Origin of the sequence: Dyella monticola, assembly GCF_003363155.1 — a bacterium.
GTDB classification, from domain to species: domain Bacteria; phylum Pseudomonadota; class Gammaproteobacteria; order Xanthomonadales; family Rhodanobacteraceae; genus Dyella_B; species Dyella_B monticola.
In genome coordinates this window covers 39,123-59,840 of the sequence record NZ_QRBE01000009.1, presented here as the reverse complement: position 1 = coordinate 59,840, position 20,718 = coordinate 39,123, and the positions used below count along the sequence as shown (strand labels likewise).

At 63.0% G+C, this 20,718-nt stretch carries 18 protein-coding genes; 12 read left to right on the top strand and 6 right to left on the bottom strand.

Translation table 11 applies throughout. From position 1 onward, the window contains the following. Positions 1 to 47: 47 nt before the first annotated feature. Genes DWU98_RS14655 through DWU98_RS14645 form a run of 3 tightly spaced genes read right to left on the bottom strand, consistent with a single transcriptional unit; the run spans position 48 to position 4,269 of the window. Complete coding sequence (locus DWU98_RS14655; RefSeq protein WP_115496307.1) at positions 48 to 770, bottom strand: phosphoadenylyl-sulfate reductase; 723 nt, start codon at positions 768 to 770, stop codon at positions 48 to 50. After that, entirely contained in the window at positions 767 to 2,464 is a 1,698-nt protein-coding gene (cysI, locus tag DWU98_RS14650) for an assimilatory sulfite reductase (NADPH) hemoprotein subunit (RefSeq protein WP_115496306.1), read from the bottom strand. Before cysI ends, DWU98_RS14655 begins: the two co-directional genes overlap by 4 nt. An 8-nt stretch (positions 2,465 to 2,472) precedes the next feature. Further along, positions 2,473 to 4,269, bottom strand: a complete 1,797-nt coding sequence (locus DWU98_RS14645; RefSeq protein ID WP_115496305.1) for an assimilatory sulfite reductase (NADPH) flavoprotein subunit — start codon at positions 4,267 to 4,269, stop codon at positions 2,473 to 2,475. Between the two features lie 217 nt (positions 4,270 to 4,486). Here DWU98_RS14645 and DWU98_RS14640 point away from each other — a divergent pair, with 217 nt between their 5' ends. The 6 genes from DWU98_RS14640 (at position 4,487) to glnE (ending at position 12,563) form a co-directional block, all read left to right on the top strand. Continuing rightward, the gene (locus DWU98_RS14640) at positions 4,487 to 5,692 is read left to right on the top strand and encodes an OprO/OprP family phosphate-selective porin (RefSeq protein ID WP_115496304.1); all 1,206 of its coding nucleotides are present in this window, start codon (positions 4,487 to 4,489) and stop codon (positions 5,690 to 5,692) included. A gap of 115 nt (positions 5,693 to 5,807) precedes the next feature. Next, positions 5,808 to 6,806, top strand: a complete 999-nt coding sequence (locus DWU98_RS14635) for a sulfate ABC transporter substrate-binding protein (RefSeq protein WP_115496303.1) — start codon at positions 5,808 to 5,810, stop codon at positions 6,804 to 6,806. 4 nt (positions 6,807 to 6,810) lie between these two features. Further along, positions 6,811 to 7,635 (top strand): sulfate ABC transporter permease subunit CysT, encoded by an 825-nt coding sequence (gene cysT / locus DWU98_RS14630; RefSeq protein ID WP_115496302.1) that lies wholly within the window; start codon positions 6,811 to 6,813, stop codon positions 7,633 to 7,635. Beyond that, positions 7,635 to 8,489, top strand: a complete 855-nt coding sequence (cysW, locus tag DWU98_RS14625; protein ID WP_115496301.1) for a sulfate ABC transporter permease subunit CysW — start codon at positions 7,635 to 7,637, stop codon at positions 8,487 to 8,489. Before cysT ends, cysW begins: the two co-directional genes overlap by 1 nt. A gap of 15 nt (positions 8,490 to 8,504) precedes the next feature. Beyond that, complete coding sequence (locus DWU98_RS22480; protein WP_115496300.1) at positions 8,505 to 9,650, top strand: sulfate/molybdate ABC transporter ATP-binding protein; 1,146 nt, start codon at positions 8,505 to 8,507, stop codon at positions 9,648 to 9,650. Between the two features lie 60 nt (positions 9,651 to 9,710). Continuing rightward, positions 9,711 to 12,563 carry a bifunctional [glutamate--ammonia ligase]-adenylyl-L-tyrosine phosphorylase/[glutamate--ammonia-ligase] adenylyltransferase gene (glnE, locus tag DWU98_RS14615; RefSeq protein WP_115496299.1) on the top strand — a complete coding sequence of 951 codons (2,853 nt, stop codon included), beginning with the start codon at positions 9,711 to 9,713 and terminating at the stop codon, positions 12,561 to 12,563. Between the two features lie 33 nt (positions 12,564 to 12,596). Here the strand turns inward: glnE and DWU98_RS14610 are convergent, their stop codons facing one another. Further along, positions 12,597 to 13,607 carry a mitochondrial fission ELM1 family protein gene (locus tag DWU98_RS14610; RefSeq protein ID WP_329955405.1) on the bottom strand — a complete coding sequence of 337 codons (1,011 nt, stop codon included), beginning with the start codon at positions 13,605 to 13,607 and terminating at the stop codon, positions 12,597 to 12,599. Between the two features lie 92 nt (positions 13,608 to 13,699). Here DWU98_RS14610 and DWU98_RS14605 point away from each other — a divergent pair, with 92 nt between their 5' ends. The 6 genes from DWU98_RS14605 (at position 13,700) to DWU98_RS14580 (ending at position 18,698) form a co-directional block, all read left to right on the top strand. Continuing rightward, positions 13,700 to 14,293: a malonic semialdehyde reductase gene (locus DWU98_RS14605; protein WP_115496298.1), complete on the top strand. Its 594-nt coding sequence runs from the start codon at positions 13,700 to 13,702 to the stop codon at positions 14,291 to 14,293. Between the two features lie 107 nt (positions 14,294 to 14,400). Beyond that, entirely contained in the window at positions 14,401 to 14,988 is a 588-nt protein-coding gene (locus tag DWU98_RS14600; protein ID WP_115496297.1) for a YceI family protein, read from the top strand. 175 nt (positions 14,989 to 15,163) lie between these two features. After that, on the top strand, positions 15,164 to 15,370 hold the full coding sequence (locus DWU98_RS14595) for a zinc-finger domain-containing protein (protein ID WP_115496296.1): 207 nt from the start codon (positions 15,164 to 15,166) through the stop codon (positions 15,368 to 15,370). An 87-nt stretch (positions 15,371 to 15,457) separates the two neighbouring features. Further along, a complete protein-coding gene (locus tag DWU98_RS14590; RefSeq protein WP_115496295.1) occupies positions 15,458 to 16,582 on the top strand; it encodes a glycosyltransferase in 1,125 nt (374 codons plus the stop codon). Between the two features lie 108 nt (positions 16,583 to 16,690). Further along, on the top strand, positions 16,691 to 17,950 hold the full coding sequence (locus tag DWU98_RS14585) for an O-antigen ligase family protein (RefSeq protein WP_115496294.1): 1,260 nt from the start codon (positions 16,691 to 16,693) through the stop codon (positions 17,948 to 17,950). Beyond that, positions 17,940 to 18,698, top strand: a complete 759-nt coding sequence (locus DWU98_RS14580) for a glycosyltransferase family 2 protein (protein ID WP_115496293.1) — start codon at positions 17,940 to 17,942, stop codon at positions 18,696 to 18,698. The genes DWU98_RS14585 and DWU98_RS14580 overlap by 11 nt, the downstream gene beginning before the upstream one ends. A gap of 75 nt (positions 18,699 to 18,773) precedes the next feature. Here the strand turns inward: DWU98_RS14580 and DWU98_RS14575 are convergent, their stop codons facing one another. Next, complete coding sequence (locus tag DWU98_RS14575; RefSeq protein ID WP_115496292.1) at positions 18,774 to 19,850, bottom strand: glycosyltransferase family 4 protein; 1,077 nt, start codon at positions 19,848 to 19,850, stop codon at positions 18,774 to 18,776. Continuing rightward, positions 19,847 to 20,593, bottom strand: coding sequence for a polysaccharide deacetylase family protein (locus DWU98_RS14570; RefSeq protein ID WP_230474861.1), 747 nt, complete (start codon positions 20,591 to 20,593; stop codon positions 19,847 to 19,849). Before DWU98_RS14570 ends, DWU98_RS14575 begins: the two co-directional genes overlap by 4 nt. Positions 20,594 to 20,718: the final 125 nt, after the last annotated feature.

Sequence of the window (20,718 nt, the reverse complement as noted above, 5' to 3'; positions counted from 1 at the left end):
TGTCCTTGATCGGGGCTGCTTTTGTTTTTTCGAACGACAGGTGTTGTTTACACGTCCAGATGCAAACCGCATTCGCGCTTGATACCGAAAAAGCGGGTGTCCTCGTCGCGCATGCCGGGCTCCCAGCGGCGCGTGGTGTGCACGTCGCCGATGGAGACGTAACCCTTGTCCCACAGCGGGTGATAGGGCAGGTCGAATCGGCGCAGGTACAAGCCAACGTCGCGGTCCGTCCAGTCGACGATGGGGTGCACCTTCCAGCGTCCTTGCCGATAATCCAGTACCGGTGACGCGGCGCGGCTCAGCGACTGCTGGCGACGCAACCCCGCAAACCACGTGCCCGCACCAAGCTCGGAGAGCGCGCGCTGCATCGGCTCGACTTTGGCCAGGCGGTTGTAGTGGTCAAGACCTTCACGCCCCTGATTCCACAGTTCGCCAAAGCGTGCCTGCAGCCACGCCGGCGAAAGGTTCGGGCGAATGACGTGCAAGTTGAGTGAAAGGCGTTCGGTCAGCGCATCGATGAAACGATAGGTTTCGGGGAAGAGGTAGCCGGTGTCGATCACGATCACCGGAATGCCGGGTACGCGTTGCGTAAGCAGGTGCAGCGACACTGCCGACTGCGCCCCGAAACTCGATGAAAGCACGTGTACGCCGGGAAGGTTCTGCAGCGCCCAGTCGATGCGTTCTTGCGCACTCAGCGCGAGCAAGCGCGCGTCGAGCGTGACGCGAGCGCGCGCATCGTTCGCGGCCTGTTCGGGCGTAGGCAGGCTCATGCGAAAACCTCCACGCCGATCGGGTGGCGTGCGGCCGTCAGCACGTCGCTGCGCACGAGAAAATCACCAAAGCGCTCCTGTGCGTTGCGCTCGGCGGCGTAGCGCGCGAACAGTGTGCCGAGTTCCGCCAGGATTTCGGCTTCATCGATATTTTCACGTAGCGTGCGATTGAGCCGCTGGCCGGCGAAATCCGCACCGACGCGAAGGTCGTAACGGCCGATCGCGCGGCCGACCAGCGCAATTTCACCCAGGTAAGGACGCGAGCATCCGTTCGGGCAGCCGGAAAGGCGCAGCAGGATCGGCTCATCGCGCAGGCCGTGCTGATCAAGCAAGGCTTCCAGCTTGGGCAGCAACTGCGGCAGATAACGTTCGCTTTCGGCCATCGCCAGTCCGCACGTCGGCAATGCGACGCAGGCCACCGCATGGCGGCGAATGCCGCTGAGCTTGCGATAGCCATCCAGCTTGTATTCGGTGACAAGCTCGTCGATGCGTGCGCGTTGCGTCGGCGGCACATTGGCGATGATCAGATTCTGATTGCACGTGAGGCGAAAATCGCCCTGATGCTCTTGCGCAATCGCACGCATGCCACTCAGATGCGGTTGTCCGGGTAGATCGGCAACGCGGCCCGATTCGATATGCAAAGTGAGATGCCAACGCCCGTCATCGCCTTCGGTCCAGCCGTAGCGGTCGCCGTTGTGGTCGAAGCGATACGCGCGGGATGGTTGCAGTGGGAAACCAAGGCGGCGTTCGAGTTCGGTCTTGAATGCGTCCAATCCCATCCGGTCGATGGTGTATTTCAGGCGCGCATGTTTGCGTTCCTGGCGGTCGCCATGATCGCGCTGCAGTTCGATCACGCCTTCGGCGGTGCGCAGCAGATGCTCAGGTTCGACGAAACCGATCACGCTGCCCAGCCGCGGATACGTGCTGGGGTCGCCGTGGCTGGCGCCCATGCCGCCGCCGACAGCGACATTGAAACCGAGCAATTCGCCGTTTTCGATGATGGCGACCAGACCCAGATCTTGCGCAAACACGTCCACATCATTGGTGGGCGGCACCGCCACGCCAATCTTGAATTTGCGCGGTAGATACGTGGGGCCGTAGAGGGGCTCGCTCTCTTCCTCGCCGCCTGCGACCCGTTTCTCGTCCAGCCATATCTCGTGATAGGCGCGTGTCTTGGGCACGAGGTGTTCCGATAGGCGCTCGGCCCAACGGTAGGCAAGCCGATGCGCTGGCGTGGCCACCGGGTTGGCGCTGGCCACCACGTTGCGGTTGACATCGCCGCAGGCGGCGATGGTGCTCACCAGTACCTCGTTCATCGCGGCGATGGAACGCTTCAGGTCGCGCTTGAGGATGCCGTGCAATTGGAATGTCTGGCGCGTGGTGATACGCAGTGTCTGACTGCCCCAGGTGCGTGCGATATGGTCGAACGACAGCCACTTTGCGGGGCTCAGCACGCCGCCAGCCAACCGCGCGCGCACCATGAACTGGTAGGCGGGTTCGAGCTTCTGCTTGCGGCGCTCCTCGCGCAGATCGCGATCGTCCTGCTGATAGCTGCCATGGAATTTCAACAGCTTGTTGTCGTCTTCGCTGATGGCACCGGTGACGGGATCGATCAGGCCTTCTGCCAGCGTGCCGCGCAGAAAATGGCTGTTGGCCTTGATGCGTTCCAGATCGGAAAGGGCGTTGTCGCTCATCGCGGGCCTCAATAAACGTCGCGGGCGTAACGGCCCTGCTGGATCAACTGGTTCAAGCGCGCCTCGGCATCTTCGGCCGCGCAGCCGGCATGCTCGGCAACGATCGCGATCAACACTTTGTGCACGTCCTTGGCCATGCGGTTGGCATCGCCGCAGACATACAGGTGTGCGCCGTTCTCCAGCCAGTCGTACAGGCGACGGCCTTGCTCGAGCAGGCGATGCTGGACGTACCGCTTTTCGGCTTGATCGCGGGAGAAGGCCAGATCGATGCGGCTCAGTTGCCCGTTCTTCAACGCCTGCTGCCACTCCACTTGATAGAGGAAGTCGGAATGGAAATGCGGATTGCCGAACACCAGCCAGTTGCGCCCGCTTGCTCCGCGTTCGGCCCGCTCTTGCACGAACGCGCGGAAAGGCGCGACACCGGTGCCTGCGCCGATCATCACGATATCGCGATCATCGCCCGGCAAACGGAAGCGATCGTTGGCTTCGATGAAGATCGGTACGCTCTCGCCGTCCACGTGCTGGGAGAGATAACGGCTGGCCGCGCCCCAGCGTGCTTCGCCTTCGAAGGTGTAATCGACGTGGCTGACGGTGAGATGCACCTCATCACCCACCACGGATTGGCTGGAGGCGATGGAATACAGCCGCGGCGCGAGCGGGCGGAGTGCGCCGATCAAGGTTTGCGCCGACCAGTCGGCCGGGTGACGACGCAGCAGATCCACGACCTGCCAGCTGGAGAACAGTTCGGCCAAGGTATCGCGCGCGGCCGGAAGCAGCAGTGCCTGGAGTCTTGTATCGCCGCTACGTTCGGCATGCGCTGCAAAGAAGGGGCGCGTGAGCTGCGTCAATTCCCGGTGTTCGGCGAGCCATGTCCGCAGCGTGTGTTCGTCATCGCCGACGCGTACCACGGTCTCGCCATCGAGCCGCAGCGTGTTCAACACCGCCTCGACCAAGACCGGCGACTGCGTGGGCCATACGCCCAAAGCGTCGCCCGGCGCGTAGCGCAGGCCGGAACCTTCCAGCGACAGTTCCAGATGACGCACGTCGCGATCGCTGCCGCGCCCGGTAATGCGCTGATTGAGCAGCAGCGGCGAAGCGAACGGCTGTTCGCGATGCCATGTGGGCGTGGTGCGTGCGGTGCGCAGCGGCGTCACGGTGGCGAGCGGCGCGGAGATCTTCAATTGCTCGCGTGCTTGTTGCAGTGCCTGCTCCAGCCACGGATGCGCCACCGTTTCCAGGTCGACGTCCGCTTCACCTGCATTGAAGAGGCGATGCGCACCAAGCGCGGCGAAGCGTTCGTCCAGTTGCCGGCCGATGGCGCAGAAATTGGGATAGCTGGAATCGCCCAGCCCGAGGACGGCATAACGCAGGGTATCGAGCTTTGGCGCGCGTGCGCCGGTGAGGAATTCGACCAGTGCACGCGAGTCATCCGGCGGCTCGCCATCGCCTTGCGTGCTGATGACGATGTAGAGCAGGCGCTCCTGCTTGAGTTCGCGCGTGGGGTAGCTATCGGCACGCACCACGCGCGCAGCCAGGCCGGCCGCGGACGCACGGCGCCCCAGGTCCTCGGCCAGGCGCTTGGCATTGCCGGTCTGGCTGCCGTAGAGCACGGTCAAGCGCGGCTGCGCGTCAACGGCGGGTGCGTGCTCGGCCGGCGCATTCTTGCCGGTCGCCTGTCGCTGGGCAGCGACGCCTGCCAGATAGCCGGAAAGCCAGTGCAGCGCCGGCACTTCCAGCCCCTCAATCAGACGGGCAACCAGTGGTTGCTTGTCTTCGGGCAGGGGCGATAGTGTGGCGGCGGTCATCGTGTATGTCCTTGGACGTTTAGACGTCCATCTAGTCAACGGATGTTAGAACTTCGTTTTTTGGCGAAGAAATGATGGGGCGGCATATCTGCATGCCATTCCCTCCTTTCCACGGAGGAAAAGGGCGCAGGCAGCATGGGTCAGGGCGCCTTGGGCGGCCCATCAGGGTTTTCATTCTTCTCTCACACGCGCTGCCTCCGAGGCGCCGGAGACTTCCATGCCACGACGAACTAAGCCCGCCTTTGCCGTATTGACGCTAGCTGCGTTGGCCTCGCCCCTCTTGCTAGCCCCCACTACCGCCAAGGCAGGCGACGATGACTGGCTTTACAACTGGCCCACGCATAAAACATTCAGCGATGGCACCGACATCGGCCTGGTATTGCGCTATCAGTACGATGTGAACGATTTTTCCAGCGACGACAACAAATTCACAGATGCGCATACCAATCGACGCAAATACCTGGGTTTCTACATCAAGAAGCCAGGCGTCTACGACGCCACCGTGTATTACGACTTCCAGTCCAAGCAATGGCAGGACGTCTTCGCCCGGCTGCAATCGCAGGCGGTATTCGGTCAGGACGTTGGCGCTCTGCGCTTCGGGCAAAGCAAGACGCCGGTGAGCTTCGAAGGCGTCACCACTTCGACGCAGACGACGTTTATCGAACTGGCGCTTCCTTCCCAGGCGGTCTATGAAAACCGCCGCGTGGGCGTGGACTGGGCGATCTTGCGTACGCACTGGCTGGCCAGCCTTGGTTATTACGGCAAAAACCTGACGGGCAAGAATGACGGCCACACGCTTGCGGCGCGTGCGGCATGGGTACCGATCCACGCAGCGGCGAATGTGCTGCATCTGGGTGTGGCCGCTTCACAGGAGCGCCCTTATGGCCTGGTCAATGCGCTGGGTGTGCAGCAACCGGCCACGGCGAGCTTCAAGTCGCCGCCGGAAGCCGGTCTCACGACCGTGACGCTGGTCAGTTCCGGCACGCTTACCGATGTCGATCACATCAACCGCCTGGGTCTGGAGGGTTTGTGGATCGACGGTCCCTGGTCGGTGCAGAGCGAATATCTGCGAGCCCAGACGACGTTCAATGTCGCCAAGCCCAACTATGACCTCAGCGGCTATTACGTGTTTGGAAGCTGGGTGCTTACGGGCGAATCACGCCAATATCACGACGGCAACGTCAGCAACGTGATTCCTTCCCATCCCTGGGGCGCGGTGGAATTGGCCGTGCGCTACAGCGAGCTCAACCTTAACAACGGGCCGGTGCTGGGCGGCCAGGAACACGATTGGACCGCCGGTGCGAACTGGTACGTCGGCTCGCATATGCGTCTGCAGGCCAACTACATCCGCGCCTTCAGCGACCGAAAAGGGTTGTTGATCAATCCGCACATTGTGGAGCTGCGTGCGGAAATCTTCATCTGAACGACACGCGCCGGCGATGGGTGCATATAGATAGGACGATCCGCCCTTTCGGACGTCCAGCCATCCAAACCTATAGTCAAGACTGGGCGAACCTGCCCAAGGGAGAGCTACACGCATGAAACGCCTGATCGTTCTGATGGCGGCGCTGCTTTCGTTCGGCGTGGGATGCGCGGCAGCGTCGGATGCGACGCTGCTGAACGTGTCCTTCGATCCCACCCGCGAGTATTTTCGGGACGTCGATGCGGCCTTCAAGGTGTACTGGCTCAAGCAGACCGGGCAGAACGTGACGCTCACCGCGTCCAACGGGGGCTCCGGCAAACAGGCACGTGCCGTGCTCGACGGCTTGCCGGCCGACGTGGTGACGCTGGCGCTTGCCTACGATATCGACGTGCTCGCGGACAAAGGCCTGCTCGCCAAGGATTGGCAGACGCGCTTGCCGGACAACAGCTCGCCCTACACTTCCACCGTCGTCTTTCTGGTGCGCAAGGGTAACCCCAAGCACATTCGCGACTGGCCGGATTTGATCCGGCCGGATGTGCAGGTGATCACGCCCAATCCAAAGACTTCCGGTGGCGCGCGTTGGAATTTTCTCGCTGCATGGGGTTGGGCGGTGCGTCAGCCGGGTGGCAGTGCAGATAAGGCCCGCGCCTACGTCACCGCGCTCTACAAGCATGTGCCGGTGCTGGATACCGGTTCGCGTGGCGCGACCAACACCTTCGTGCAACGTGGTCTTGGGGATGTGCTGATCGCCTGGGAAAGCGAGGCATTGTTGACGCAACAGGAGTTCGGCAAGGACAACTACCAGATCGTGGTGCCGTCGCTAAGCATCGTCGCGGAGCCGCCGGTAGCCGTGGTGGATGCGAATGTAGCCAAGCACGGTACGCAGAAGGTGGCGCAGGCGTATCTACAGTTTCTGTACAGCTCGCAAGGCCAGGCGATAGCGGCCAGGCATTTCTTCCGCCCGCGGGTGGCCTCCGTCGCGGCCAGCTATGCCGCGCAGTTTCCGGTGGTGAAGACGTTCACCATCGGCGAACAATTCGGCGACTGGCGCAACGTGCAGGCGACCTATTTCGCCGATGGCGGCGTGTTCGACGCGATCGAAGGAGTGCAGTAGCGCGATGTCACGCCACGTCCTGCCAGGGTTTCGCTTGAGCACCGGTTACACGCTGGCCGTACTTGGCGGTTGTGTGCTGTTGCCGCTGGCCGCGCTGGTGTGGACGGCCTGTGAACTGGGCCCGTCCGGATGGTGGGCGCAGATCGGCACGCGCCGTGTGCTGGCATCGTTGCGACTCAGTTTCGGCGCGGCGCTGTTAGCTGCCACGATCGACGTGTTGCTCGGTCTGCTGGTGGCATGGGCGCTGGTGCGCTATCGCTTCGCGTTTCGCCGCGTGTGCGATGCGCTAGTGGATTTGCCGTTTGCACTGCCCACGGCGGTGGCGGGTATCTCGCTCACGGCGCTGTATGCGCCGAACGGTTGGCTTGGCAGCCGCCTCGTGCCGCTCGGTATCGAGGTGGCGTATACGCGGCTGGGTGTGTTGCTGGCGATGGTATTCGTGGGGCTGCCGTTCGTGGTGCGCACCTTGCAGCCTGTGCTGGAAAGCATGGAGGGTGATCTGGAAGAGGCAGCCTATACCCTTGGCGCATCGCCCGTGCAGCGTTTCTTCCGAGTCGTGCTGCCCTTGTTGTTGCCGACCCTGCTGACCGGCTATGCGCTGGCATTGGCGCGCGCGATCGGCGAATACGGCTCAGTGGTCTTCATCTCCGGCAATCGCCTGTTTCGCACGGAGATCGCGCCGTATCTCATCGTGCAGAAGATCGATTCGCAGTACGACTATCGCGGCGCGGCCGCTTTGAGTGCGGTGATGCTTACCGCATCGCTGCTGCTGCTGGTGACGATGGCGTGGTTGCAGCGTTGGACCCATCGCTGGGCGGTGCAACGCTGATGGCCGCCATCGCTGCCGTGGTATCGATAGGCCGGCCCTCGCGTTCGACGCGTGTGGCGCGCCTGATGTTGGTGGGTGGTGCCATCAGCGTGCTGATCGGGTTACTCGTCCTGCCGCTGCTCACGATTTTTGCTCAGGCCTTGAGTCAGGGGGTGGCGTTCTATGTCGATGCCATCGGCCAGCCGGACACGCTCGCGGCAGTGCGTTTGACGCTTACAGTGGCAGCCATCGCCGTGCCCCTGAATCTGATTTTTGGCCTGGCCGCCGCCTGGTCGATGACGCATTTTCAGTTCCGCGGCAAAGCCTTGCTCAGCGCGCTGATCGATCTGCCGTTCTCGGTGTCGCCGGTGGTCGCCGGCATGATGCTGATCCTCATCTATGGCAAGGACGGTTGGCTGGGAGCGTGGCTGGAGGCGCATGGTGTGCAGGTGATCTTCGCCTTGCCGGGCCTGGTGCTCGCCACGGTATTCGTCACGCTACCGTTCGTGGCGCGCGAGCTGATTCCACTGATGCAAGCGCAGGGATCGGAACAGGAAGAGGCGGCGCTCACGCTAGGCGCAAACGGCTGGCAGATCTTTTTCCGCGTGACCCTGCCGCGCGTGCGCTGGGCCTTGCTGTATGGCGTGCTGCTGTGCAATGCGCGCGCCATGGGCGAATTCGGTGCGGTCTATGTCGTATCCGGTCATCTGCGCGGCATCACCAACACGCTGCCGTTGCAGGTGGATCAGCTCTACCAAGAAAATTTTACCGCTGCCTTTGCAGCCGCTTCACTGCTCGCGTCGCTTACTGTCCTCACGCTTGGCATCAAGCGCTTTCTGGAGTGGCGGCAAAGCGGTGCGAGCGATCGCCATTGAGGATTTGCTAACAGCATGGGCATCCAGATTTCCCGCCTGTATCGCCGCTTCGGTACGTTCGTCGCGCTCGACGACGTCAGCCTCACTATCGGCGATGGTGAGTTCGTGGCGGTGCTCGGTCCTTCGGGTTCGGGGAAAACCAGTTTGCTGCGTATCCTGGCCGGCCTGGATCAGCCCGATGCGGGCAGTGTGCAACGCGATGGGCACGATCTGCTTGCTTTGGACGCACGGCGTCGCGGCGTGGGTTTGGTGTTTCAGCACTATGCACTCTTCCCGCACATGACGGTGGCGCAGAACGTGGCATTCGGCCTGCGCGTTCGTCCGTGGCGTTTGCGCCCGAAGGCGGCAGTCATCAAGGCAAGTGTGGAAACCTTGTTGCGTAAGGTAGAGCTGGATGCTCTGGCCGATCGCTACCCCGCACAGCTTTCGGGCGGCCAGCGCCAGCGTGTGGCCTTGGCGCGTGCGTTGGCGATCGAGCCGCGTTTGCTGCTGCTGGATGAACCGTTCGGCGCGCTCGATGCGCAAGTGCGCGTGAACCTGCGCGGCTGGTTGCGCGAGTTTCACCGCTCGCTGGGCATTACGACCTTGTTTGTCACGCACGATCAGGATGAGGCATTGGAAATGGCGGATCGTGTGGTGGTGATGAACCGCGGACGCATCGAACAGATCGGCACCCCGCAGCAGATTTATCGCCAGCCGGCCACACCATTCGTATCGCGTTTTATCGCGCGCGGTCAGGCGCTGTCCGGTCAGGTGCAAGACCGGCATCTTCATTTGCTGGGCCAGGCATGGTCCCTTGACGGTTTTGATACCGAAGACGCGCATGAGATGACCGTGCATGTTCAACCCGAGGATATTCAACTCGCACCGCGTTATGGCGACGGCGTGAAAGCGCAGGTGATCGGCCTGCGGCACGTGGCGGGCACTGTGCGCGCTCATCTGCGCGTCGAGCATCGGGACGAGCCGCTCGAGGCCGAATGGAACGAGCGCGACTGGACGCGGCACGGTGGCGCCGCGGGCGATGTCGTCGACGTGCATTTCCAGGCGCTTACAGTGTTCGGTACCGACCGCGAAGGGCACGTACGGCAGCGGGTAACGATTCATCCGCCGCACGCAGGTGTGTCCGTGGCGGTGGGACCTTGGCGCCGCGTTGAGGTGTAGTCGCAGGCCCTGGCTGGGTATTGCAGGCGTGCGTGGTCGCCCAAACGGTCATAATGACGCATGGCCGTTACCTCCGTCCCCTCCGAATCCCCCGCGCTGCGGGCCCTGATCGATGATCGCTACGCGCAGCTCGTGGCCCGTTGCCGTGCCGCAGGTGTGCCGCTGCACGACGATGCGGGCGTGGCCGAGCGCATACGCAGCACCTTGCTTGCCAGTGATTTCGCATTCGAAACATGGCGCAGCCAGCCGCAATTGCTGTCACCGCAAGGTTTGGAGCGATTGCGCTCGAGCAGCGATGCGTCGGCGCGCATCGACGCCTTGAAGCTGGATGCCGACGAAACCGTCTGCATGGCGGCATTGCGCCGCTTCCGGCACGCCGAGGCGCTGCGCCTGGTGTTTCGCGACGTCAACGGGCTGGACGATCTGCCCGAAACACTGTCGGCGACCAGCGTGTTGTACGAGGCGCTACTCGGCGCTGCGCTGGAGTGGTCCGAGCGGAGTCTGGCGGTACGTTACGGTCACGCGCGTGGCGAAGATGGAAGCCTGCAGCGTCTGGTGGTGGTCGGCTTCGGCAAGCTCGGCGGCAGCGAGCTGAATTTTTCCTCCGACATCGATCTGGTGCTGGCGTATCCGCAAGGTGGCGAAAGCGATGGCGCGCGCACCTTGGACAACAGCGAATATTTTGTTCGTCTCGGCCGCCAGCTCGTGCGTCTGCTGCACGAACCGACCACCGACGGTATCTGCGCGCGCGTCGATTTGCGCCTGCGTCCGTTCGGCAATGCGGGACGACTGGCGCTGCCGTTCAGCGCGATGGAGCAGTATTACCAGCGCGAAGGCCGCGATTGGGAGCGCTATGCGTGGATCAAGGCGCGTACCGTGGCGGGCGATCGCAATGAAGGCAAGCAGCTGCAGGAAATGCTGCGGCCGTTCGTCTATCGCAAATACCTGGACTACACCGCGTTCGCGGGCTTGCGGGAAATGAAGGCGCTGATCGATGCCGAAGTGGCGCGCAAGGATCTGGCCGACAATCTCAAGCTCGGCCCGGGGGGTATCCGCGAAATCGAGTTTATCGTGCAGCTGGTGCAGTTGATACGCGGTGGTCGCGAACCGGGCTTGCGCGTGCGCGGGTTGCTGCCGGCGCTCACCGCGTGCGAAGCGCGCGGGCATATTCCCACCGCGCGTGCACGCGCGCTGCGCGAAGCGTATGTATTCCTGCGCCGGCTGGAAAATCGCGTGCAGATGATGCGCGACGCGCAGACCCACGATCTGCCCGACGATGCATTGACGCGCGAGCGACTTGCGCTGGCGCTGGATTATCCCGCATGGGAACCGCTGGCGGACACGTTGGCCAGCCACCGGGACATCGTCGCCAATGAATTTGAGGCGGTGCTGATGCCCCAGGGCGGTGCCAAGTCCAGCGTACCCGCGGCCGATGCGATTTTGTGGCAGCGCGCCCGCGACGAATCGCTCGAAGCGAGTGTGCTGGAGGCATCGGGTTTCGTGCCTGGCGCCGAAGCGGCCGAAGCGCTGCTCAAGTTGCCGCAGGGCGCATCGTTGCGGGCCATGTCGGCGCGTGCGCGTGAGCAACTGGATCATCTGATGCCACAACTGCTGGTCGCCGCGCGCGATACGGCGGCACCGGTGGCATGCTTGCTGCGGCTGTGCCGGCTGGTGCAGGCGGTGGCGCGCCGTCCGGCTTATCTTGCCCTGCTGGAAGAGCAACCTTCGGCACGCAAGCGCCTTGCTCAACTGTTTGCCGATAGCGCCTTTCTCGCCGAGCGTGTGATCGCGCAACCCTTGCTGCTGGACGATGTGCTCGATCCGCGCATCGATCAGCTGCCGCTCAAGCGCGCCGATATCAGTGCGGAAATCACGCGCGTGCTGGCAACGCTCGACGAGCGCGAGGCCGAGGCCGAGCTGGAGCGTATCAACGAGTTCAAATCGAGCATCGCCTTTCGCTTGGGGCTGGCGTTCAACGATGGGCGCGCCGACGCAGTGGCGACCGCGCGCCGGCTTGCCGCGTTGGCCGAGTCGGTGGTCAATGCCGTCGCCGCGCTGGCGGAACGTGAAGTGATCGCCGTGCATGGAAGGCTGCCGGGCGAGGGCGCCGGTTTTTCCATCCTTGGCTACGGCAGCCTGGGTGGCGAGGAGCTGGGGTTTGCCTCCGATCTCGATCTTGTCTTCGTGTTCGATGGCCGGCGCGCGCAGGAGATGAGCGACGGTCCGCGCCCGCTGGAAGGTTCACGCTGGTATCAGCGCCTTACGCAGCGCGTGATGAACTGGTTGACCGTGCTCACCCGCGCGGGTCGTTTGTACGAAGTGGATACGCGCTTGCGGCCGGACGGTTCCAAAGGATTGCTCGTCGGCAGCCTTGAAGCATTTCTGGCGTATCAGGAGAGCCGCGCGTGGACGTGGGAACACCAAGCGCTCTTGCGCGCGCGTCCAGTGGCCGGGGATGGGGCGTTGAACGCCGAGCTCGCCGATGTGCGGCGTCGCACGCTGTGTGTTCCGCGCGATCGCGCGGCCGTGTTGGCGGAAGTGAGCAGCATGCGCAAACGCTGGCGTACGGAGCGGGATCGTTCCAATGAAACGCAGCTCGATTTAAAGCAAGGGCAGGGCGCTTTGCTTGATATCGAATTTGCCTTGCAGGGCCTGGTACTGGCGCATGCATCGCAGTCACCGAACTTGCTCTCGACCACGGCCAATGCGGGTTTGATCGAGCTATGTCGCGATGCCGGTTTGCTGGATGTCGCGCAGGCGAATTGCTTTACGCGCGCGCATGCGGAATTTTTGCGGCAGGCGTTGTTGTGTACGCTGGATTTACGTTCGCGCATTGCGCCGCGTGATGCCCAGTTGGATGCGCTGTGCAGTGAGGTGCGCGCGGTAACGCATGCGCTGGGGTTCGACTTCTAGCCGGACACGCTCCCGCTACGGATTGCAGGGGCGTCAGGTCGTGAGCATGCGCGTGCGCAGTGCTTGGGCCATCGTCGCCGTCTCGCGTAAAGGCGTCTGCAGCGCAGGCGTTTCTTCATCCAGCTCATGCAGTAAACCTGCTTCGCGCAAGCTGCGATGAAAGCGCGTGAGTTTCGTGGGCAGGTTGCCAACCACAAACGTGTGTACGGGGCAGCCCACGGCGCACGCTTCGCTCAGCATGTTCACCGAATCGGGTGTCACCACCAACCGGTCGGCCCAGCCGAGTACGCCGGGATAAGGGTTGTTACCGTCGTCCGGTCCGCTCCAAAACAAACCAGGAATACCGTGCAAGGCCGCGCGCATCAGGTGCGTGACGGCATCAGGCGTGCGGCGCGAGGTCAGCACCAGCACGCTGCCGCCTTCGCGGCGGCGGCGCGCCAGCACAGGCTCGATCAATCGCCGCGCGTAATCGGCATCGATGCGAAGGCCGGTACGCGGACCGCCAAGCAGCACGCCGGTGCGTGGACGCGGCAGATAAGCCAGTCCCGGGCTGGCTTCGCGGCCATCCGCCAGCCAGGCGTCGTCCACGGGATTGAGCGAACCTAGCGGCGTGAGCACATTGCGACCGTTCAGGCCATCGTGTCGCGGCGCGATGACGGTATCCCATTGGGTGGGATCCATGCGTGGATCGAGAATCTGTACGGTGTGGCAGTCGCCTTGGGTCAGGCTGCGCAACATACGCGTGAATAACGCCGCGGTGCGCCCGCAGCCGATGGCCAGGGAAGGCCACGGCGGCGTGAAGGCGGTGCGTTGCGAAGTCGGTAGGGCGATACGCCCCCCCAGGCTCAAGCGTGGTGAAAACCACGACCACGGCGCACGCAGCGATAGCACCAGGTGGCGCACCGGCATGCCCATCCGTTCGGCCAGCGCCAACGCCTGGCGCTGGTTGCCGGCGGCGTGATCGGTAATGGCCCAGCATTCGCCCCGCAGCCGTGGGGGCAGCTCCATGTCGATTGTCGCCGGATCGTGCACAGTACGTTTCACCTCGTTCGCCGCTGGTCGATCCGGCTTGCGCTTACACTTAAGCGTTCGCCGCGCCGCTTGGAGCGCATCTTTCGTCACGCAAGAGGATACCCATGAGCGAGAAGCTTGCCGAGGCTGCCTTGGATCAGCTGTTCCGAACCGCCCGTACCTACAACGCCTTCCTCCCCAAGGAAGTGACCGATGAGCAACTGCACGCCTTGTACGATCTTGCGAAGTTCGGCCCGACCAGCGCCAATTCCTCGCCGATGCGGCTGGTGTTCGTGAAATCCGCGGCGGCCAAGGAGAAGCTCAAGCCGTTTCTTTCCGAAGGCAATCGCGCCAAGACGATGGCCGCGCCGGTGACCGCGATCGTGGCCAACGACCATGCCTTCTACGAGCACCTTCCCAAGCTGTTTCCGCATGCCGATGCGCGGAGCTGGTTCGTCGGCAATCAGCCGCATATCGACGCCACCGCGTTTCGCAACGCAACGCTGCAAGGTGCCTACGTGATCATCGCCGCACGTGCGCTGGGCCTGGATTGCGGCCCGATGTCCGGTTTCGACAACGCGGGTGTGGATGAGGCGTTTTTTGCAGGCTCCACCCTGAAATCGAACTTTTTGATCAACATCGGCTACGGCGACAGCAGTCGCGATCTGTTCCCGCGCAGCCCGCGGCTTTCGTTCGATGAGGCGTGCCGTATTGCGTGAGGTTTTTCAGAGGATTGCCGTTGGGACTATGCTTGACGAGCGATCCTGTGTGCTAGGCGTAAGCGATTTCTTCCATCTCTTTTCGATAAAAGGCAGGAGACTTTTTCATGCGTAAATTTCACTACCTGTTGCTGGCCGGGATGCTCGGCGCGGCGATGTCGGTGCAAGCGGCGCCGGTGACCTACAAGCTCGATCCAGGCCACACGATGGTGCTGTTCAGCTGGAGCCATTTCGGCTTCTCCCATCCGACCGCCGACATCGGCATTTCCGACGGCACGCTGGTGTTCGACGAAAAGGACCCGAGCAAGGCGTCGGTGGACGTGACCATGCCGTTGAGCAAGCTCGATACGCATGTGCCGGCGCTGGACAATCACCTGAAGCAGCCGGATTTCTTCAACGCCGACAAGTACCCCACCATCACCTTCAAGAGCACCAGCGTGCAGCCGGTGGGTGGCAAGCACTACAAGGTGACGGGCGACCTGACCGTGCATGGCGTGACCAAGCAGGTGGTGCTCGATGCCACGCTCAACAACGTTGGGCCGCATCCCATGACCGGGCAACCGGCGATCGGCTTCAACGCCACCGGCATGCTCAAGCGTTCGGATTTCGGTCTGGGTGCGTATGTGCCCAAGGTGAGCGATGAGATCCAGCTGAGCATCACCACCGAAGGATCGGTGCCGAAGGCGGGCCAATAAGCCGCGCAGGCCCTGTCGCCCTGGCGAAAGCCGGGGCCTCAGGGCCTTGCTGTGGGAAAGTGGCAAAATCACTGCATCCCGGCGTTCGCTGGGACGACCGCATCGAGGCCGCCGAGGGCAGCGCCGGCCTGCTACCATGTGCGGTCCCAATGTCTTACCCCCGGAGCATCATCCCATGTCGGGTTCTTCTGCCGCCGTCACGCCCATCCTGGCAAATGCCGAAAATCGTTACGAAGTGACGCGTTCGGACCTGCCGCTGTCGTGTCCGATGCCTGGCATGGCGCTGTGGAACTCCCATCCGAAGGTCTATCTGCCTATCGTGGAAGATGGCGGAGAGTCTGTATGTCCTTACTGCGGCGCGCATTACGTGCTGCGCGACTGAACATCCCCTGTAGCCAGCGCATGGTTCGTGCGTTGCGGCACGATTGCTGCTTGGGTTTTACGGATGAGAGTCGCGAATGAGGGAACCATGTCCGTTGCCGCCACACCGGCCAGAACGCTGACCGTTGTGCAGCTCATTCCTGCGCTGCGCGCGGGCGGTGCGGAGCGTTCAGTGCTGGAAGTGGGCCAAGCGCTGGTGCAGGCCGGGCACCGTTCGGTGGTGATATCCGCTGGCGGGCGCATGGTTGAGCGGCTCCAGGCCGAGGGCAGCGAACACATCGCGCTGGATATCGGCCGTAAATCGCTGTTCACCTTGGGCCGCCTGGGCCGGCTGCGACGTATTCTTCGCGAATTGAAGCCCGATGTCGTGCACGTCCGCTCGCGGCTGCCGGCGTGGATGGGCTGGTGGGCGCTGAAGGGGCTGTCGCCCAAGCCGCATTTCGTTACCACCGTGCACGGGCTGAACTCGCCGGGCCGCTACAGCGCCATCATGCTGCGCGGTGAGCGCATCGTGGTGGTTTCCCAGACGGTGCGCGATTACCTCATCAGTCACTACCGCAAGCTCGATACCGCGCGCATCCGTATTGTTCCGCGGGGCATCGATCCGGCCGCCTTTCCCTATGGTCATCGCCCGGACGAAGCCTGGCAGAAGGCTTTTTTCACCGAATTTCCCAACCTGGCCGGCGGCCCGCTGCTAACCTTGCCGGGTCGTGGCACGCGCCTTAAGGGTCATCACGACGCCATCGAACTGGTGGCCGAACTCAAGCAGCGCGGCATCGACACGCGATTGTTGCTGCTGGGCGTGATCGAGCCGGGCCGGGAAGCCTATGTGCGCGAGCTACAGGACTTGATCAAAGTCCGTGGTGTTCAGGACCGCGTGGCGATGACGCCGCCGCGCGATGACGTGCGCGACATCTACGCCATGTCCGCGCTGGTACTGCAGCTTTCCAACAAGCCCGAAGCGTTCGGTCGCACCGTGGTGGAAGCACTGTCGCTGTGCCGCCCGGTGCTCGGTTATGCGCACGGGGGCGTGGGCGAGCTATTGGCCGAGCTCTATCCGGCCGGTCGCGTGCCGCCGGGCGATCGAGAGCGCCTGGTCGAACGCGCCGCAGAATTGTTGCGCGTAGCACCGCCCATTGCGCCGCTGCAGCGGTATCGGTTGATCGACATGCAGCACGCAGCGCTGGCGCTCTACGAAGAAGTCAGCGGCTGAGCTTCGCTCAACATTCGCTTTAGACCTGTTCACCATCCCGCGTAGCGAACTGCGCCGAGAGGGTGAACAGGCTCTTACAATGCCGGTACCCCTCGTCGCGAACACGGCATGCGCTCCTCTGTGAAAAGCCTCCTGCGCTCACCGCTGCTGCCGCTATGGCTGCTGGTTTTCCTGTTGCCGTTCGGGCGCAGCGCCGAAGCAGCTACGTGCTTGTGTGTGGTCGGCCTCATCGTGGTTTGGTGGCGTCACACGGCAGCGCCATGGAATGAACCGTCCGGGCGGCTGCTGATGGCATTGTTGGCGTGCTACATCGGCGCCGCCTTGCTGTCTGCGTTCGCAGCGGTGGCGCCTGGCAAAAGCTGGGGCACCGTGTTGGCGCTGCTGCGCTACGTGCCGCTGGGGCTTTATGCCTGCTATGCCTTGCGCGGCGAACGACGCGTGCAGGGTTTTTATCGTGCTGTCGCGATCGTGATCGCTTGGTGGGTGCTGGACGCGTGGATGCAGATGCTTACGGGTTGGAGCCTGCGCGGTCATGCCGAACCGGAACGCATTTCGGGCCTGTTCGGGGCGGACGATCCCAAGTTGGGTCCGACGCTCGCCGTGCTGTCTCCTTTCGCGTTATGGGCCGCGCGCTGGCGCTGGGGCTGGCGCGGGTTGGTGGCGGCATTCGTGCTGGTGTTGGGGCCGGTGTTGTTGAGTGGCTCGCGTTCCGCGTGGATCTGCTTCGGGCTGGTGATGTTGGCATTCATCTGGCGCGAAGCGCGTTCGCTAAAGCGTTTTGTTGCCGTGTGTGTGGCAGCGGCGGCGGTCTTGCTGATCGCCGGTGGCATCGCCTGGAAAACTTCCACGCGCTTTGACGCGCGCATGCAACGCACGCTGCTGGCGCTGGGTGGCAACGAACAAGCGATCAACGAGGCGACGACCGGGCGCCTGGACATCTGGTACACCAGCGCGGCGATGATTCAGGCGCATCCTGTCACCGGCGTCGGTGTGCGCGGCTTCCGCTATGCGTATCCTCACTACGCGCCGTCGAACGACCATTTTCTCACTGCGGAGAATTGCGGTGAAGGCGAAGGGGCCTGTCACGCGCATCAGCTCGTGCTGGAAGTGTTGACCGAAACCGGCGTGATCGGTGCGTTGTTGTGGCTGCTTGGCGTCGTTATCGCTTGCGTGGCATGGCGGCGCACAGGTGCAGTGGGACGCTCCATCGCATTCCCGGTGACGGTATCGCTGGGCGTGATGGTGTTTCCGTTCAATTCCCATCTGGCTTTCTATTCAGCCTGGTGGGGGCTGTTGTTTGCCTGGTTGCTGGGGCTATGGTGTGCAGTGCTGTTTGGAGCAAGCGAGGAGCTGAACGATGGCGCGTGAACCGCTATCGGTGGTGGTGATCACCTACAACAATGCCGATACGCTCGATGCCTGTCTGCGCGAGGTGGACTGGGCCGATGAAATCGTTGTGCTCGATTCGGGATCGACCGATAGCACGGTGGCGATCGCGCGCATGCATGGGGCGAAGGTCGAGGTGCACCCATTCGATGATTACGGTCCGCAGAAGCAGCGCGCCTACGATCTGGCGCGCAACGATTGGGTCCTGAACCTGGATGCGGACGAAATGCTCTCGCCTGGTACGCGCGCGATCATCGAGCGTGCACTGGAAGACCCCAGTCACGCTGGATTTCGCCTTCCGCGCCGCGAACGCATGTTCTGGACCGTGCAGCATCGCTGGAGCCATCGCAACGGGCATCTGCGCCTGTTCAACCGCAAGCGCGGCGGCATGAATGACGTGGAAGTGCATGCCGCGGTGGAAGTACGCGGCCCGGTAAAAACCTTATGGGGCGCGGATTTCGTCAACAAAGGCGATGGCGATATCGATACGCGGGTGGAGAAGATCAACCGCTACAGCACCGGTATGGTCGCGTATAAATTGCGTCGGGGGCAGCGGTTTGCAGGGTTGCGCATGGTGATCTACCCGCCGTTGTTCTTTTTGCGGCAGTTTGTGTTGAAGCGGTATTTTCTCAGTGGCTGGGCGGGTTTTATCGCCAGCGTGCTGGGCGCGTTTTATGTGTTTTTGAAATACGCCAAGTTGTACGAAACGCGCAGGGTTAATCGTTCCTAACCGAAAACCCTCTTTGTCGTCATTCCCGCTTTCGCGGAAATGACAGCCATGGCGCTGTATGGCCGGTCAGCATGCTCACTCCTCTTTCAGCATCCGCACAAAGTCATCGGCAATCACGCGCGTACTGAAATGGCGGTCGACAAAATCGCGCGCCGCCACGCTCATGGGTTCGCGCACATCCGTTTCACACAGTTTGAGGATGGCATCGCGCCATGCAGCAACATCGCCCGGCGGTAACAGCAGGCCCGTGACATCGGCCGAAAGCGTCTCCGGCACGCCGCCGATATGGCTGCCCAATACCGGTGCGCCGGCGGCTTGCGCTTCCACCGACACGCGGCCGAAGGTCTCCGTGGCGATCGAGGGAAACGCCAGCATCGAAATCGCGCTGTAGTACGGATGCACATCGTCAATCCAGCCCAGCGTGTGATGGCGGTGTGCGAAGGCGCCGGCTTCGATGCGCTCGCCCAGTTGCTGCACATCGGGGCCGTGTCCCAGCCACACGGCATGCAGGCGTGGCTCCTGCGCCATGGCGCCGTCGAGTGCTTCAAGCAGGGTGAAGATGCCCTTGCTGTGATGGATGCGGCCGAAATAGCCCAGCACGATGGCATCGTGCGGGATGCCAAGCTGATGCAGGATCGTGCCGCGCTGTTGCGCGTCGGGCTTGCATAGCGCCATGTTCACCGGGTTGTACAACACGCGCACGTGTTGCGGGGGCACGCCGCGCTCCAGATACGCCTGTCGCGCATGATTGGAAACGGCAAAGAAACGCTGTGCCAGACGCGGTACGAGATAGCCCGATACACGTCCCATCGGCGGTGTGCGATGCCGGAACAGCGCGACCGGCACGCCGAGCAAGCGGCTCACCAGGATCAGTGGCCAATATTCTTTGCCGAAATTGCCCACCAGCCAGTCGGGTTTGAGATCACGCGCTGCCTTGAAGGTGGCGAAGTAGCCGCGCAAGTCGAACACGTTGCGGAATTGGGCGCGATAAAGGCGTACGCCTGATTTCGCCAGTGCGTTGGCGATCAGGCCGTCCGGATACACCACGGCACTCACCGAGTGACCGGCCTCCACCATGGCCTGGGCGAGTGCCACGAAGTGCGTGGCGGCACCGGTGTTTTCCGGGTTGGTGCCGACGAAAAGGAATTTCATGCGCGCTTGTTCTCGTAATGGGTGAATGCGCGCAGGGCGAACTGCGGCAGCGCGTGATGCCGCGCTACCTGCACGCGCGGCAGGCGCCACAGGTCAGTGCCGATGACCGCACGCCCGCGTTGCGTGGTGGTGGCCGCCGCGAAGCCCGCGGCGCGCGTGATCTGGGCCACGCGATCGTCGAGGTCGCCATAGGGGTAGCAGAACTGCGTGACCGGTGCGCCCAGCACTTCTTCCAGATCGGCCTTGCTCCCGGCGATCTCGTCATGCAGCTGCGTATAGCTGCACTGGCTCAGGTGCGGATGGCTGCGCGTGTGCGCCCCGATGTCCATGCCACCTGCATGCCAGGCGCGCAATTGCGCCGCTGTCATCAGCGGTTTTTCGATACCGAGTTTTTCCGCATCCCAGTTGTTGTAGCGCCCGATGCTGCCGCTCACCACGTAGCAGGTGGCGGTGAAGCCGTAACGCTGCAGGATCGGCAGGGCGGACTGAAGGTTGTCCACGTAGCCGTCGTCCAGGGTGATCACCGCGATGCGCCCTTGCCGTTCGCCGCGCAGGTAGGGCATCGCATCGGACATGGAAAGGCCCGTATAGCCCAGGCGCTTGAGCAGCCACATCTGCCGTGCGAACGCTCCCGGGCTCACGTACAGGCTGCGCCAGCGCTTGAGGCCACGCGGCGCCTGCGCGATGTTGTGGTACATGAAAATGGGGCAGGCGGGGGCCCGCTGTCCGTCCGTTGCCGTCATGCGGCGCTCCTTCTTTTTTGCCGTGCGCAAAATTTTACGGCGCCGCGCGGCGCCGGGCGAGACGACCGGAAGGTTGGACAGCAGTAACGCATAAGGACAGGCGCAACGAAGGAGGCCAAACGTCC

What these genes read in the sequence shown, in the direction of transcription:
- DWU98_RS14605 (WP_115496298.1), top strand. Translation starts at nt 13,700, where the DNA reads ATGAGCGAGAAGCTTGCCGAGGCTGCCTTGGATCAGCTGTTCCGAACC.
- DWU98_RS14580 (WP_115496293.1), top strand. Translation starts at nt 17,940, where the DNA reads ATGGCGCGTGAACCGCTATCGGTGGTGGTGATCACCTACAACAATGCC.
- DWU98_RS14570 (WP_230474861.1), bottom strand. Translation starts at nt 20,593, where the DNA reads ATGACGGCAACGGACGGACAGCGGGCCCCCGCCTGCCCCATTTTCATG.
- DWU98_RS14645 (WP_115496305.1), bottom strand. Translation starts at nt 4,269, where the DNA reads ATGACCGCCGCCACACTATCGCCCCTGCCCGAAGACAAGCAACCACTG.
- DWU98_RS14595 (WP_115496296.1), top strand. Translation starts at nt 15,164, where the DNA reads ATGTCGGGTTCTTCTGCCGCCGTCACGCCCATCCTGGCAAATGCCGAA.
- DWU98_RS14635 (WP_115496303.1), top strand. Translation starts at nt 5,808, where the DNA reads ATGAAACGCCTGATCGTTCTGATGGCGGCGCTGCTTTCGTTCGGCGTG.
- glnE (WP_115496299.1), top strand. Translation starts at nt 9,711, where the DNA reads ATGGCCGTTACCTCCGTCCCCTCCGAATCCCCCGCGCTGCGGGCCCTG.
- cysT (WP_115496302.1), top strand. Translation starts at nt 6,811, where the DNA reads ATGTCACGCCACGTCCTGCCAGGGTTTCGCTTGAGCACCGGTTACACG.
- DWU98_RS14590 (WP_115496295.1), top strand. Translation starts at nt 15,458, where the DNA reads ATGTCCGTTGCCGCCACACCGGCCAGAACGCTGACCGTTGTGCAGCTC.
- DWU98_RS14600 (WP_115496297.1), top strand. Translation starts at nt 14,401, where the DNA reads ATGCGTAAATTTCACTACCTGTTGCTGGCCGGGATGCTCGGCGCGGCG.
- cysI (WP_115496306.1), bottom strand. Translation starts at nt 2,464, where the DNA reads ATGAGCGACAACGCCCTTTCCGATCTGGAACGCATCAAGGCCAACAGC.
- DWU98_RS14575 (WP_115496292.1), bottom strand. Translation starts at nt 19,850, where the DNA reads ATGAAATTCCTTTTCGTCGGCACCAACCCGGAAAACACCGGTGCCGCC.
- cysW (WP_115496301.1), top strand. Translation starts at nt 7,635, where the DNA reads ATGGCCGCCATCGCTGCCGTGGTATCGATAGGCCGGCCCTCGCGTTCG.
- DWU98_RS14655 (WP_115496307.1), bottom strand. Translation starts at nt 770, where the DNA reads ATGAGCCTGCCTACGCCCGAACAGGCCGCGAACGATGCGCGCGCTCGC.
- DWU98_RS22480 (WP_115496300.1), top strand. Translation starts at nt 8,505, where the DNA reads ATGGGCATCCAGATTTCCCGCCTGTATCGCCGCTTCGGTACGTTCGTC.
- DWU98_RS14640 (WP_115496304.1), top strand. Translation starts at nt 4,487, where the DNA reads ATGCCACGACGAACTAAGCCCGCCTTTGCCGTATTGACGCTAGCTGCG.
- DWU98_RS14585 (WP_115496294.1), top strand. Translation starts at nt 16,691, where the DNA reads ATGCGCTCCTCTGTGAAAAGCCTCCTGCGCTCACCGCTGCTGCCGCTA.